At 67.4% G+C, this 14164-nt stretch carries 8 protein-coding genes; 5 read left to right on the top strand and 3 right to left on the bottom strand.

Translation table 11 applies throughout. The features are described 5' to 3' along the window. Positions 1-71: 71 nt before the first annotated feature. Positions 72-1466 carry an HAD-IC family P-type ATPase gene (locus ACTU6U_RS01600; RefSeq protein ID WP_443467902.1) on the top strand — a complete coding sequence of 465 codons (1395 nt, stop codon included), beginning with the start codon at positions 72-74 and terminating at the stop codon, positions 1464-1466. A gap of 16 nt (positions 1467-1482) precedes the next feature. Here the strand turns inward: ACTU6U_RS01600 and ACTU6U_RS01595 are convergent, their stop codons facing one another. Together ACTU6U_RS01595 and ACTU6U_RS01590 are read right to left on the bottom strand one after the other, a co-directional pair. After that, complete coding sequence (locus ACTU6U_RS01595) at positions 1483-2424, bottom strand: Ppx/GppA phosphatase family protein (RefSeq protein WP_443467407.1); 942 nt, start codon at positions 2422-2424, stop codon at positions 1483-1485. Positions 2425-2433: 9 nt separating this feature from the next. Then, on the bottom strand, positions 2434-3663 hold the full coding sequence (locus ACTU6U_RS01590; protein WP_443467406.1) for an MFS transporter: 1230 nt from the start codon (positions 3661-3663) through the stop codon (positions 2434-2436). Between the two features lie 36 nt (positions 3664-3699). Here ACTU6U_RS01590 and ACTU6U_RS01585 point away from each other — a divergent pair, with 36 nt between their 5' ends. The 4 genes from ACTU6U_RS01585 to glmS all read left to right on the top strand — a co-directional run bounded on the left by ACTU6U_RS01585 (position 3700) and on the right by glmS (position 12996). Beyond that, entirely contained in the window at positions 3700-5982 is a 2283-nt protein-coding gene (locus ACTU6U_RS01585) for a helix-turn-helix transcriptional regulator (RefSeq protein WP_443467405.1), read from the top strand. A gap of 247 nt (positions 5983-6229) precedes the next feature. Next, complete coding sequence (locus ACTU6U_RS01580; RefSeq protein WP_443467404.1) at positions 6230-10063, top strand: CLIPPER-2 domain-containing protein; 3834 nt, start codon at positions 6230-6232, stop codon at positions 10061-10063. Between the two features lie 86 nt (positions 10064-10149). Beyond that, the gene (gene coaA, locus ACTU6U_RS01575; protein ID WP_443467901.1) at positions 10150-11103 is read left to right on the top strand and encodes a type I pantothenate kinase; all 954 of its coding nucleotides are present in this window, start codon (positions 10150-10152) and stop codon (positions 11101-11103) included. 51 nt (positions 11104-11154) lie between these two features. Beyond that, positions 11155-12996: a glutamine--fructose-6-phosphate transaminase (isomerizing) gene (glmS, locus tag ACTU6U_RS01570; RefSeq protein WP_443467403.1), complete on the top strand. Its 1842-nt coding sequence runs from the start codon at positions 11155-11157 to the stop codon at positions 12994-12996. Between the two features lie 174 nt (positions 12997-13170). Here the strand turns inward: glmS and ACTU6U_RS01565 are convergent, their stop codons facing one another. Further along, positions 13171-13998, bottom strand: a complete 828-nt coding sequence (locus tag ACTU6U_RS01565) for a DUF559 domain-containing protein (RefSeq protein ID WP_443467402.1) — start codon at positions 13996-13998, stop codon at positions 13171-13173. Positions 13999-14164 lie beyond the last annotated feature (166 nt).

The raw sequence follows: 14164 nt of genomic DNA, 5'->3' as shown, positions 1-14164 counted from the left end.
AGTTCCGCCGGCTGTTCTGGATCATGCTCGTGCTCGCGGTGCCCGTCGTCGCCTTCTCGGGTGCGTTCGCGATGCTGATCGGGCACGAACTCCCCGCCTGGACGACCTGGATCTCTGCGGCGCTGGGAACCGTGATGTACGTGTGGGGCGGTGCTCCGTTCCTCACCGGTGCCGTGCACGAGCTGCGCACGCGCGCGCCGGGCATGATGCTGCTTATCGGGCTCGCCATCACGGTCGCGTTCCTCGCATCGTGGGGTGCGACGCTCGGCCTGCTGCACCACGAACTCGAGTTCTGGTGGGAGCTCGCGCTGCTCGTCGTGATCATGCTGCTCGGTCACTGGATCGAGATGCGCTCGCTCGCCCAGACCACCTCTGCACTGGATTCGTTGTCAGCGCTCCTTCCCGATGAGGCCGAACGCGTCGACGGCGACACCACGGTCATTGTCGCTCCGGCAGATCTCCGCATCGGCGACGTCGTCGTGGTGCGCCCCGGCGGTCGTGTACCAGCGGACGGCACCGTGCTTCAGGGCGCCGCGAGCATGGACGAGTCGATGATCACCGGCATCCATCCCGTCGAATCGGGCGACGACGATCGGATGCTGGCGCTCGCTGCTGCCGCCGAGAGCGACTCCGAGCATCCGCTGGCTCGCGCGATCGTGAACGCCGCAGCGCACCTCGAGGTGCCGCGATCGTCTGGGTTCTCGTCATCGCCCGCGATCGGGGTGCGTGCCGAGGTCGACGGGCACGTCGTGCAGGTCGGCGGGCCCTACCTGCTCGACCAGGAGGGGGCGGACGAACTGCCGATCGCCGACGACTGGCGTGCTGACGGCGCGATCATCCTGCACGTGCTCATCGACGGGCGCGTGGCGGGCGCTCTGCGGCTGGCAGATGAGATCCGCCCCGAATCACGCGAGGCGATCGATGCTCTGCACGCCCGTGGCGTGCAGGTCGTGATGATCACCGGAGACGCCGAAGCCGTCGCGTCATCGGTGGCGTCGGAACTGGGCATCGACCGGTACTTCGCCGGCGTGCGCCCGCAAGACAAGGCCGCGACGGTGAAGAACCTGCAGGACGAAGGGCGAATGGTGGCCATGGTCGGCGACGGCGTCAACGACGCGCCGGCGCTCGCACAGGCCGATGTGGGAATCGCGATCGGCGCGGGCACCGATGTCGCCATCGCGTCGGCAGGCGTCATCCTCGCCAGCGACGATCCGCGCGCCGTACTGTCGGTCATCGAGCTGTCTCGGGCCAGCTACCGCAAGATGACGCAGAACCTGTGGTGGGCCGCGGGCTACAACCTCATCTCGGTTCCGCTCGCCGCCGGAGTGCTCGCTCCGATCGGCTTCGTGATGCCGATGTCGGTCGGCGCGATCCTGATGTCGCTGTCGACGGTCGTCGTCGCGCTCAATGCACAGTTGTTGCGGAGGCTCGACATCCGGCCGGAGAAGGTTATCGAGCGCCGCTGACCCCGGTGCGCCGGTTTCAGATCCCGACACCGCTCCAATTCATCGACTCGGTGTAGCGCAGCAGCACGCCCTCACGCAGCGCCCATGGCGAGACCTCGAGCTCGTCGATGTCGAGCATCTTCATCGCCGTGTGCAGGCAGACCGCGGCCGCGACGATCTGGAACGTGCGGTCGGGAGTGATGCCCGGCAGTTCCTGACGAGCGGATGCCGGAATACGAGCGAGCCGCGGAATCCACGACTTCAGCGCTGAGCGCGACATCACCGTGCGATCGAAGCCCAGCCCCGACACCTCGCGTCCGGCGAGGTTCGCCAGCGAGCGGATCGCCTTCGAGGATCCGACCAGGTGATCGGGGGAGGGAAGGGCATTGAGCTTCTCGGTCACCGGCCCGAGAACTTCGCGAGCATGCGCGCGCAGCAGCTCGACAGCATCCTCACCGGGTGGATCCTCCGGCAGGAACTGCACGGTCGTGCGCCCCGCGCCCAGGGGAACGGATGCCGCGACCTCCGGCACCTCATCGCCGCCGGCGGCGAACTCGAACGAGCCGCCGCCGATATCGAGCAGCAAAATGCGTCCGGCATCCCACCCGAACCAGCGCCGCACGGCGAGGAAGGTGAGCTCGGCCTCTTCGACCCCCGTGAGCACCTGCAGCGGCTGGCCGAGCGCCGCCTCGATGCGAGCGATGACCTCTTCGCCGTTCAGCGCAGCGCGCACCGCGCTGGTCGCCGTGGCCAGCAGCGTCTCAACGCGCTCGGCTTCGGCGATCTGCCGGGCGCGGGTGACGGCGGCTTCCAGTGCTCGCACGCCCTCCTCGCTGATTGCGCCCTCTGGGGTGAGGAATCGCATCAGGCGCACCACACTGCGATCGCTCGTCGTCGCCAGCGGCCGACCACCTGGGCGCGCATCGGCGGCGAGCAGGTGGACGGTGTTCGAGCCGATGTCGAGGATTCCCAGACGCACGGGACGAGACTACAGCGCTGATCGTGCGTCGATCGCACGATGCGGGCGGGAAGCGGCGCGTAGCGCAGGAAGCGTCGCGAGGCTGAGTAGCGCGAGCACCGCTGCGGATGCGTACAGCACGAGGTAGTTGTCGCTCGCGCCGGAGAACGGATCGCCCTGGCCGAGACGCATCAGCCCCGCGGCGACCAACGGCACCAGCACCTGGGGGATCGTCTCGGTGATGCTGAGCACACCGAGGTAGGTGCCGGCGCGGCCCTCGGGAAGAACCCGCATCGCCAGTGCCAGATTGACAGCGAGGTAGGCGCCGACTGCGAGACCACCGACAGCGGATGCGACCCAGAGTGCGATCGGAACGTCCGCGACCGCGCGCAGCGACGCACCGATGGAGAGTCCCACCGCGCCGCATACCAGGAACGGCATGTATCGATGCAGGCGTGACGCCAACGCTCCGCCGAATGCCGCTCCGATGACGATGCCCGCACCGCCGGCGACAGCGGCGATCATGGCGATCGGTGTCGCCGCCACCGGATCTGACGTCATCCGATCGATGATCATGTACAGCGTGAAAGCGGTCGCCAGCGACAGCGCTGACTGCATCGCCAGCCGTTGCAGCCACACCGCAGCGAATGCCCGCGAGACGGGAGTTTGGCGCCGGCCGCGCCCGGCAGTCGGCAGTGCGCTTGAGGCCCGATCGGGAACCGTCATCGCCACCCCGACGACGGCAAGCGCGGCGACCGGCATCACCAACGAGACGAGATCGACGTGGCGCGGCAACAGTGCCGTGAGCACGAGCGGGGGAAGGACACCGACGAACGCCGCCGCGGTGAACACCCCGGATGCGGCGGCGCGACGACTCTCGGCCACCGTGTCGGCGAGTAGCGCGGCCGCTGTGGCGAGGATCGCATTGAAGGCCGTCTGGATGCACACGCAGCTGACCATGATCGCCGGAAGCGAATCGGATGCAGAGAGCGCAGCGACCCCTATGAGACCGGCGACGGCGCCGCCCAGCATCCAGGGTCTGCGTCTGCCGAACCGTCCTCGCGTGCGGTCCGAGAGCGCGCCGAACAGCGGGTTCGAGATCAATGCGGCCAGCCCGCCGAGCGTCAGAACCGTTGCAAGCGCCGTCGCCCGCTGATCGGCTGGCATGAGGTCGTCGATCTTCAGCGGGATTCCGGCTAAGACGGGAGTGGTGAGCGAGCCGAGCGCGACGAGGTTGACCGCGGCGAGCAGATAGACCACGTCATCGCCGAAGAGCGCTCTAGATAGAGTGAGGGAATGGCAGCTCCGGGTCCGATGGCGACATCCCCGGCCGCATCGACGTCACTCGAGCGCCCCCGGCTGCTCTCCGCACTCTCCTCTGCCGCGCCTCTCGTCGTCCTGGTGGGTCCGGTCGGCGCGGGAAAGACAATGCTCCTGCGGCAGTGGGCCGCGCGGCATCCGAACGTCGCCTGGGCCGCGCCGCACAGCATCCCGCACCCGATGGGCGACGTCCTCATGATCGACGATGCCGATGCGCTGACCGAGGCCGACTGGGCGCGCGTGGGCGAGCTGCGCCGATCACGGCAGGGGCTCGTCATCCGCGCCGCCGCGCACAGTCGCAGCGCCGTGCCGGCCGGTGAGCGCGCCGAATTCATCGCCGAGCTGGCCTTCACGGACCAGGAGACCCAGGCCTATCTGTCGATGCGCGGGTCGCCGCTCGACGCCCGCGCCGTCCAGCTCGCCACCAGAGGGCTGCCGTCGGCTGTCGGCGCCGTCGCCGCGCTGAAGACGGTCCGAGACGACATCGTGCAGGCGCTCCTGGCAGAGCTGCCACCGGGACCGCTGTCATCACCGCACGCCACGCTCGCGATACCCGAGGTGCTGACCGGCGAAGTGGTCGCCGGCCTCGGCGGGCCGGCGGATTTCATCGCGGAGTGCGAGCGCGCAGGTCTCGGGGAGTGGGTGGCGGATGCCGGTCACCCGCTGTTCCTGCTCACCGCCCCGGTGCGCGCGGCGACGCGGAAGATGCACCCGCAGCAGAACGCGCAGACCGTGCGGGAGGATGCCGCGCAGACCCTGCTCGGTCAGGGAGCCTGGTACGGAGCGCTCATCGAGGGCGCGGCCGCAGCGTCGCTCCCGGTCATCGATGGCGCGCTCAGGGGTGGGGGGATACCGTTGCTCCAGGCGCACGGCGCATCGATCATGATCCTGCTGCGCAGCATCCATCTGTGGGAGCTGAGGCGCTGGCCGATCATCGCCATGGCACAGGCGCTCATCTACAACGCTCGCCACGAACACCGGCTGCGGGCCGTCGAGCTCATGGGCATCGCCCTCATCGGCGCGCGCACTGCTCCTCCCGGTTCCGCCGATCGCGCGCTGCTGCGCGTGATCGAATCCGTGCTGCAGCGGCTGCTCGGCATCGGCGACGGCGGAGCGAAGTCGGCGCGCGCCGCGGCATCCATCCTCAGCGAGCTCCCGGCCGATGAGTATCGCGCCATCGAGGGGCTGCTCGGCGACCTGCACACGCATTGTGCGATCAGTCTCATGTACGCCGGTCACCTCGACGAGGCGGCCGCCGAGTTCGAGCGGGCCCTGTCTAACGCTGGGCGCCCCGGAATCCAGCTGATCTCGTTGGGCGGCGTCGCGGTGGTCCATGCGCTCGCCGGCGACCTCGGTTCGGCGCAGAGATGGGTCGACACGGCGCTCGAGCACGCGTGGGCCGACGACATCCTCAACGAGTACGCGGGCAGTCTGCTGCACATGGCGCAGGCGAAGATCCACATCGAGCACGGTGAGCTCGACCGCGCCGAGGCCGCCCTCGACAGCGTGTGGCACATCATCGACACCATCGAGCATTGGCCGCTGCTGGCACATCTTCGGGCGCAGATCGACATCTGCCGGGGCGAAGCGGATGCCGGACTGGAGCGGTTCCGCGCACTTCGCCGTTCCCGCGGTTCTCGGACCACGCGCCCGCAGACCCGCCTGCTCGATCTGACGGATTCCTCATTGGCGCTCGCCGCCGGCGATCTCGCATCGGCACGCAAGCTCACGGCGCGCGCCGATGATGCCGCACCGGTGGCGATCGGTGCGGCGCGGGCGCTCGTGTTCGACGGGCTGCACGAACGTGCGCTGCAGATGCTGGGGACCATCGCGGCCGAGACTCCAGGCGTCAGGGCGCAGATCGCCGTTCTCGATGCGATCGTGCTGCGGCGGCTCGGTCGCCCTGTTGAAGCCGCGGTGGCTGCGCGCCGGGCGGGCACTATCGCCGGCACCTACGGGTTGACGACGCCGTTCCTGCTGACCTCGGTCGAGGATCGGGAGCTGTTCGACCTGGACGTGCCGTGGCCGGCCTTGGACGCACGCGGGAGCGTGCCTCAACTCACCGCACGCGAACATGTCATCCTCGCCGAGCTGATCGAGACCGCGAACGTGAACAAGATCGCCGCCCGGCTGCACGTCTCGGCGAACACCGTGAAGTCGCAGCGTCGGAGTCTGTACCGCAAGCTCGGCGCCGCCTCGCGGGAAGAGGCGCTCGCCATCGCGCTCGGGCACGGGCTGCTGGCCAGCACCACTCCCTGACCCGCTGCTCATCAGGCGTCCCGACGGGCCCGACACGCCGGGGTGAACTGCGGGGTGAATTCGACTCACCCGCGCTTTTGCCCTTGTGGCCCCTGGGTAACGTCACGTCGGCAGTTACCCGACTGCCGCGCGCATTGGCATCTGATTTGCTGCGCGCCCGGGGGAGCAAAGAGGAGTCATTCACGTGAGACGACCACGTCCAGAATCAATGCCGCGCCGGCGTGCGCGCATCGCTGCGAAGGGGGCCGTGGCTGCGACTCTCGCGGCGGCGCTGGCCCTCGGCGGAGCGGCGACCGCCAACGCGGTCGAATCCGATGTACCAGTGCAACCGAACCCGGCGCTGTCCGAGCACTGCGCGATGGACTTCGCGATCAGCATCGACCTGTCGAACTCCGTCACCGACGCGCAGCTCTCGAAGACTCGTGAAGAGCTGAGCGGACTGGTCACCGCACTCGAGGGGTACCCGGTCAAGGTCGCCGTGCACACCTTCGCATCGAACGCGCCGGCCTCAGCGGTACCTGCGAACGCGCCGCTTCCGCTGACCTCGGTCGCCGATGCTGCTGGTGTCGCAGCGATCAGCTCCTACGTCAATGGAGTACAGCGCCCCGCGAGCCAGCAGGGCGGCACCAACTGGGATCGCAGCCTCGCCGCCGTCGCGGCATCCGAAGAGCACTACGACGCGCTGCTGTTCTTGACCGACGGCAACCCGACGCAGTACGGCAGCCCCGCCGCCGGCCCCGGCAACAGCACCGACAAGCCCGTGCTCGATGCAGCTGTGCGCAGCGCGAATGCGCTCAAGGGCGAAGACACCCGGATCGTTCCGATCGGCGTCAGCGACAACCTCTCAGGTGCTGCCCTCGAAGAATTCCGTGAGCACATCAAGCTGATCTCCGGCCCCGTCGAAGACAGCGACTACTACGTCGCCGGATTCCACGAGCTTCAGGCGACTCTGCTCGAGATCGTCAACGCGAACTGCGCCTCGATCGACCTCGAGAAGACCGGAACGCTCGCTGCCGGCGCCATCGGCGTCGAGGGGGACACCGTGGATTACGCATTCACCGTCACCAACGACGGATCGGCCACGCTCAAAAACGTGACTCTCACCGACCCCAAGCCGGGACTGTCGAGCATCGAGTTCGGCACGTGGCCGGGTGAGCCGGGAGTGCTCGAACCCGGGCAATCGGTGACCGCATCGGCGACGTACGACCTCACGGCCGCTGACATCATCGCTGGCGAGGTCACCAACACGGCGACCGTCGCAGGTACACCGCCCGCGGGCAAGCCCGTCACCGATGAGTCCCCGGCAATCGTCGAGCTTCCCGAGCTCGCCCCGGCAATCTCGTTGGTCAAGACCGGTGCGCTCGAGGGCGACACGATCTCTTATGAGTTCACGGCGACCAACACGGGCAACGTCACGCTCACGAGTGTCTCGATCGCTGATGAGCTCGAGGGCCTCTCGGAGATCACTTATGGCGCGTGGCCTGCGGCTAAGGGTGTGCTTGCTCCTGGCCAGTCGGTCACGGCGACGGCAACGTACACGCTGACGCAGGCCGATCGGGATGCCGGGATCGTGGAGAACACCGCCACGACGACCGGAAACCCGCCGACTGGCACCCCCGTCACGGACGAAGACGACTTCGACCAGCCTGTGCCGCAGGCGCCCGGTATCTCTCTCGTCAAGACGGGTGCGCTCGAGGGCGACACGATCTCTTATGAGTTCACGGCGACCAACACGGGCAATGTGACCCTGACGGGTGTCTCGATCGCTGATGAGCTGAAGGGTCTCTCAGAGATCACTTATGGTGCGTGGCCTGCGGCTGACGGCGTGCTTGCTCCTGGCCAGTCGGTCACCGCGACGGCAACGTATACGTTGACGCAGGCCGATCGGGATGCCGGGATCGTGGAGAACACTGCCACGACGACGGGAACCCCGCCGACTGGCACTCCGGTCACGGATGAGGACGACTTCGATCAGCCCCTCGACTCACGCCCGGGGATCTCGTTGGTCAAGACCGGTGCGCTCGAGGGCGACGCCATCTCTTACGAGTTCACGGCGACCAACACGGGCAACGTGACGCTGACCGGGGTGTCGATCGCTGATGAGCTCGAGGGTCTGTCGGAGATCACCTACGGTGCGTGGCCTGCGGCTGAGGGCGTGCTCGCTCCCGGCCAGTCGGTCACGGCGACCGCGTCGTACACGCTGACGCAGACCGACCGGGACGCCGGCGTGGTGGAGAACACCGCGACGACGACAGGGAACCCGCCGAGCGGAACTCCGGTCACCGACGAGGACGACTTCGATCAGCCGGTGCCGCAGAACCCCAGCATCCTGCTGGAGAAGACCGGTGCGCTCGAGGGCGACACGATCTCTTATGAGTTCACGGCGACCAACACGGGCGATGTGACCCTGACGGGAGTGTCGATCGCCGACGACCTGAAGGGCCTGTCGGAGATCACTTATGGTGCGTGGCCTGCGGCTGAGGGCGTGCTCGCTCCCGGCCAGTCGGTCACGGCGACGGCAACGTATACGTTGACGCAGGCCGATCGCGACGCCGGGATCGTGGAGAACACCGCCACGACGACCGGAAACCCGCCGACTGGCACTCCGGTCACCGACGAAGATGACTTCGACCAGCCAGTGCCGCAGATCCCCAGCATCCTGCTGGAGAAGACCGGCGCGCTCGACGGCGACACCATCTCTTATGAGTTCACGGCGACCAACACGGGCAACGTGACGCTAACCGGGGTGTCGATCGCTGATGAGCTTGAGGGCCTGTCGGAGATCACTTATGGCGCGTGGCCTGCGGCTGAGGGCATGCTCGCTCCCGGCCAGTCGGTCACGGCGACCGCGTCGTACACGGTGACGCAGGCCGACCGGGACGCCGGCGTGGTGGAGAACACCGCGACGACGACCGGAAACCCGCCGAGCGGAACTCCGGTCACCGACGAGGACGACTTCGATCAGCCGGTGCCGCAGAACCCCAGCATCCTGCTGGAGAAGACCGGCGCGCTCGAGGGCGACACGATCTCTTATGAGTTCACGGCGACCAACACGGGCGATGTGACCCTGACGGGAGTGTCGATCGCCGACGACCTGAAGGGCCTGTCGGAGATCACTTATGGTGCGTGGCCTGCGGCTGAGGGCGTGCTCGCTCCCGGCCAGTCGGTCACGGCGACGGCAACGTATACGTTGACGCAGGCCGATCGCGACGCCGGGATCGTGGAGAACACCGCCACGACGACCGGAAACCCGCCGACTGGCACTCCGGTCACCGACGAAGATGACTTCGACCAGCCAGTGCCGCAGATCCCCAGCATCCTGCTGGAGAAGACCGGCGCGCTCGACGGCGACACCATCTCTTATGAGTTCACGGCGACCAACACGGGCAACGTGACGCTAACCGGGGTGTCGATCGCTGATGAGCTTGAGGGCCTGTCGGAGATCACTTATGGCGCGTGGCCTGCGGCTGAGGGCATGCTCGCTCCCGGCCAGTCGGTCACGGCGACCGCGTCGTACACGGTGACGCAGGCCGACCGGGACGCCGGCGTGGTGGAGAACACCGCGACGACGACCGGAAACCCGCCGAGCGGAACTCCGGTCACCGACGAGGACGACTTCGATCAGCCGGTGCCGCAGAACCCCAGCATCCTGCTGGAGAAGACCGGCGCCGTCAGCGGAGACACGATCTCGTACGCATTCGCCGTCACCAACACCGGCGACGTGACGCTGACCGGGGTGTCGATCACCGATGAGCTCAAGGGCCTGTCGGAGATCACCTACGGTGAGTGGCCGGCTGCTGAGGGCGTGCTCGCGCCCGGTGAATCCGTCACGGCGACCGCGTCGTACGCCGTCACCGCGGGTGACCGCGCGGCCGGCAGCATCACGAACGACGCGAACGTCACGGGCACACCGCCCACCGGGTCTGAGGTCACCGATGAGGACAGCGTGACCACTCCGGTCGGTGCGCTGGCTGTCACGGGTGCCGAAGCCGCACAGTGGCTCGGTGTGAGCGCGATGGCACTGCTCGTCATGACGATCGGCGCGGTCGCGATGATCCGCCGCCGTCGCGTGCAGGCGTAACCGATAACGCAGAAGAGTATGCCCCGCGGCCCGGATGGGTCGCGGGGCATACCCATCGGGCGGGCAGCGCTTCGGTGCCCGATACGATGGATGCCGTGACCACCGCCGACACGACAGCGCCTCTATCGCCGTACCGCGAGATCGGAAGAGCGGAGTGGGCGCGATTGGCCGCAGGGCTCGATCAGCCGCTGAGTGAGACCGAGGTCGTAGAACTGCGCGGCATCGGCGATCGCCTTGACCTCACCGAGGTCCGCGAGGTGTACATGCCGCTGAGTCGGCTGCTCAGCCTCTACGCATCGGCGACCAAGCGGCTGGGGGCGGCGACGAGCGCTTTCCTCGACGAAGAAGACGTCACGACTCCCTTCGTCGTGGGTGTTGCGGGATCTGTTGCGGTGGGGAAGTCGACGATCGCCCGTCTGCTGCGTGAACTGATGAGCCGGTGGCCTGGGACGCCCCGAGTCGAGCTGGTCACGACCGACGGGTTCCTGTACCCGAACGCCGAGCTCGAGCGCCGCGGGCTGATGGACCGCAAGGGATTCCCCGAGTCGTACGACCGCCGGGCCCTTCTGGAGTTCCTCACCGAGGTGAAGTCGGGTGCCCCTGAGGTGCGCGCGCCGTTCTATTCGCACATGCGCTACGACATCGTTCCGGATGCTCGGGTCGTCGTGCGCCGCCCTGACGTCGTGATCGTCGAGGGACTGAACGTGCTGCAGCCACCGCCCGCGCCGAATGATGTCGCCGTGAGCGACCTCTTCGACTTCTCGATCTTCGTAGACGCCGACACCTCGCACATCGAGAAGTGGTACGTGGATCGGTTCTTGGCGCTGCGACAGGGCGCGTTCGCGAACCCCTCGTCGTACTTCAACGTCTTCGCACATCTCACCGATGCCGAGGCGCGCGCGACCGCGATGGGGTACTGGAATGAGATCAATATGCCGAACTTGATTGAGAACGTGATGCCGACCAGGCACCGGGCGACCCTCGTGCTGAACAAGGGTCTGGACCACAACGTCGAGAGCGTGCTGCTGCGCAAACTGTGAACGGGTTTTCGTTCGGAACCCTCGCAAAATCTGCCGCTTATTCTTGACACCATGTGTGGAATCGTCGGATACGTGGGCCCTCGCCCCAGCCAGGACATCCTTATCGCCGGGCTCGCCCGCCTCGAGTATCGGGGGTACGACTCGGCCGGCATCGCGGTGATCGATGCAGATGGTCACCTCGGCATGCGCAAGAAGGCGGGAAAGCTCGCAGCTCTGCGCGATTCGCTCGCCGACGCACCCCTCCCTGATGGTGCAACAGGCATCGGCCACACCCGCTGGGCCACCCACGGCGGACCCACCGACGTCAACGCGCACCCGCACCTCGCAGACGGCGGCAAGCTCGCCCTCATCCACAACGGCATCATCGAGAACTTCGCCCCTCTCCGCGACGAGCTCGCTGCCTCGGGCGTCGAGTTTCTCAGCGAGACCGACAGCGAGGTCGCCGCAGCCCTTCTCGGACGCGAGTACGCGAAGAGCGGCAACCTGCAGACCGCGTTCCAGAACGTCGTGAACCGTCTTGAAGGCGCATTCACTCTTCTCGCCATGCACCAGGACCACCCGGGCCTCGTCGTGGGCGCTCGCCGCAACTCGCCACTGGTGATCGGCCTCGGCGAGGGGGAGAACTTCCTCGGGTCCGACGTCGCCGCCTTCGTCGAGCACACCCGCAAGGCGCTCGCGATCGGTCAGGACCAGATCGTCTCGATTACCCCTGATGCCGTCACCGTGACCGACTTCTCCGGCAACCCCGTCGAAGCCGAGCCGTTCGAGGTGTCCTGGGATGCCGCCGCCGCTGAGAAGGGCGGATGGTCTTCGTTCATGGCGAAGGAGGTCGCTGAGCAGCCCGAGGCCGTCGCCAACACGATCCGTGGCCGCGTGCACGACGGTCAGGTCGTGATCCCCGAGCTCGACGGGCTCGACGAGCTCTTCATCGGAATCAACCGCGTGATCATCACGGCCTGCGGCACAGCATCCTATGCCGCCCTCGTCGGCAAGTACGCGATCGAGCAGTGGGCGCGTGTGGCGACCGACGTCGAGCTCGCGCACGAGTTCCGCTACCGCGACCCGGTGATCGGCGACGACACGCTCGTCATCTCGATCAGCCAGTCCGGCGAGACCATGGACACGCTCATGGCCGTCAAGTATGCGCGCGAGCGCGGCGCCCGCACGCTGTCGATCTGCAACACCCAGGGCGCGACGATCCCGCGCGAATCGGATGCCGTCGTCTACACGCATGCCGGCCCCGAGGTTGCCGTCGCATCGACCAAGGCGTTCTCGGCGCAGATCACCGCTCTGCTGCTGCTCGGCCTGCACATGGGGCGCGTGCGCCAGGTGCTGACCGATGACACGGCTGTTTCCGAGCTGGCGGACCTGCCGGCCAAGATCGCACAGGTGCTCGAGAAGGAGAACGACCACGTCTCGCAGCTCGCGAACTGGATGGCAGACACCCGCTCGGTGCTGTTCCTCGGCCGCCACGTGGGCTACCCGATCGCTCTCGAGGGTGCGCTGAAGCTCAAGGAGATCTCCTACATCCACGCCGAAGGGTTCGCAGCCGGCGAGCTCAAGCACGGACCGATCGCCCTCATCGAACCCGGTCAGCCCGTGTTCGTCATCGTGCCGTCGCCGCGCCACTCCGCGCTGATCCACTCGAAGGTCGTCTCCAACATCCAGGAGATCCGTGCCCGCGGCGCCCGCGTCATCGTCATCGCCGAAGAGGGGGATGCCGCCGTTCTGCCGTTCGCGGACGAGGTCATCCACATCCCGCTGGCCGGACCCATGTTCGAGCCGGTACTCACGGTCGTGCCGCTGCAGATCTTCGCCATGGCTCTGGCGACCGCCAAGGGCCTGGACGTCGACCAGCCCCGCAACCTCGCCAAGTCGGTCACCGTCGAGTAGCTGCCACTGCCGCCTGCTTCCGCAGCCCTTCCGTCTTCTCGGTCATTCGTCCCTGGTATCCGGGACGGATGGCTGGGGATCGGTACGGATGGCCGGTGCTTCGTGCTGTATCCGCGGCCGGGCGTGCCGCGGGCCAGCCATCCGTGCGCACCGCGGGCGACGGGCCGGGGTCGGTCAGGCACGTGCGCGATCGAGCGCGGCACGAATTGCCGACATGACCCTCGGCCAATCATGGATGATCATCGCGTAGTCGAAGTGCAGCGATTCGTATCCGAGGGCGGATGCCGCGGCATCCCGTTGCAGATCGCGATGCCGTTGCCGCGGCACGTCGTGGTGCTCCGCACCATCTGCCTCGAGGATGACCCGGCCCTCGATCACGAAATCGACCCGGCCAACACCGGGAATCTGCACTTGAGCGCGCACGACGATGCCCACGAGGTGCAGGCGCAGCCGCACGAGTGATTCGAGGCCACTCTCGGAGTCCTGGTGGGCGAAGTCGACCAACCAGCGGGATGATGCGGGCAGCGCCTTGCGAATGCGAGATCGCGCGCCTGCACTGATGAGTCGTTTGTTCCACGCCGATTCGAACGCGCAGAAGAAGAACTCGTCGCCGTGGCAATAGAAGGCGTGGATGAGGGCGAGCTCCACTTCTGCGACGCCGAGCAGCATCTGCCCCGGGCGATAGTGAGGCACGCAGCGACACCCTTCGTGATGAACGCGCCCGGCCTGCCCGAGCCAGACGTGCGGTGACGGATCATCATGCAGCACCCACACGCCGTGCAGGCGCAGCGCACCTGCACAAGTGAGAGCGCCACCGTGCTCGGCCGCGACGCGCACGGCGAGAGGTACGGATGTCGTGAAGAATACGCCAGGGCGGAGACGGCTGATCTCGCCGTGGTTTACGGCATCCGCCAGCATCCTGCGGGTGAAGCCGAACGCAGTGAGCTGCTGACCGCGCGCGATCCCGCCGAAGTGATCGATGAGTTGACATGCCGAGCCCATGCCCAGATCCTGCCCGTTTCGGGCTCGGTCGTATGTGCAAAACGGGCCGATGTGGATAAATCGGACGAAGATGGCCGATGTGCAGGAAGAGTGGCTGCGTGCGTGCCGCGTACGGATGGCTGGGGCACGGCACGGATGGCTGGGGCACGGCACGGATGGCCGGGGC

Source organism: Microbacterium zouquanmingi (assembly GCF_052266695.1).
GTDB lineage: Bacteria > Actinomycetota > Actinomycetes > Actinomycetales > Microbacteriaceae > Microbacterium.
Note: the sequence above shows the minus strand (reverse complement) of the source record. Positions and strands in the feature narration are given on the sequence as shown.

Coding starts and splice junctions, on each gene's coding strand:
- ACTU6U_RS01600 (WP_443467902.1), top strand. CDS start 72: ATGCTGATCGGGCACGAACTCCCCGCCTGGACGACCTGGATCTCTGCG.
- ACTU6U_RS01585 (WP_443467405.1), top strand. CDS start 3,700: ATGGCAGCTCCGGGTCCGATGGCGACATCCCCGGCCGCATCGACGTCA.
- coaA (WP_443467901.1), top strand. CDS start 10,150: ATGGATGCCGTGACCACCGCCGACACGACAGCGCCTCTATCGCCGTAC.
- glmS (WP_443467403.1), top strand. CDS start 11,155: ATGTGTGGAATCGTCGGATACGTGGGCCCTCGCCCCAGCCAGGACATC.
- ACTU6U_RS01565 (WP_443467402.1), bottom strand. CDS start 13,998: ATGGGCTCGGCATGTCAACTCATCGATCACTTCGGCGGGATCGCGCGC.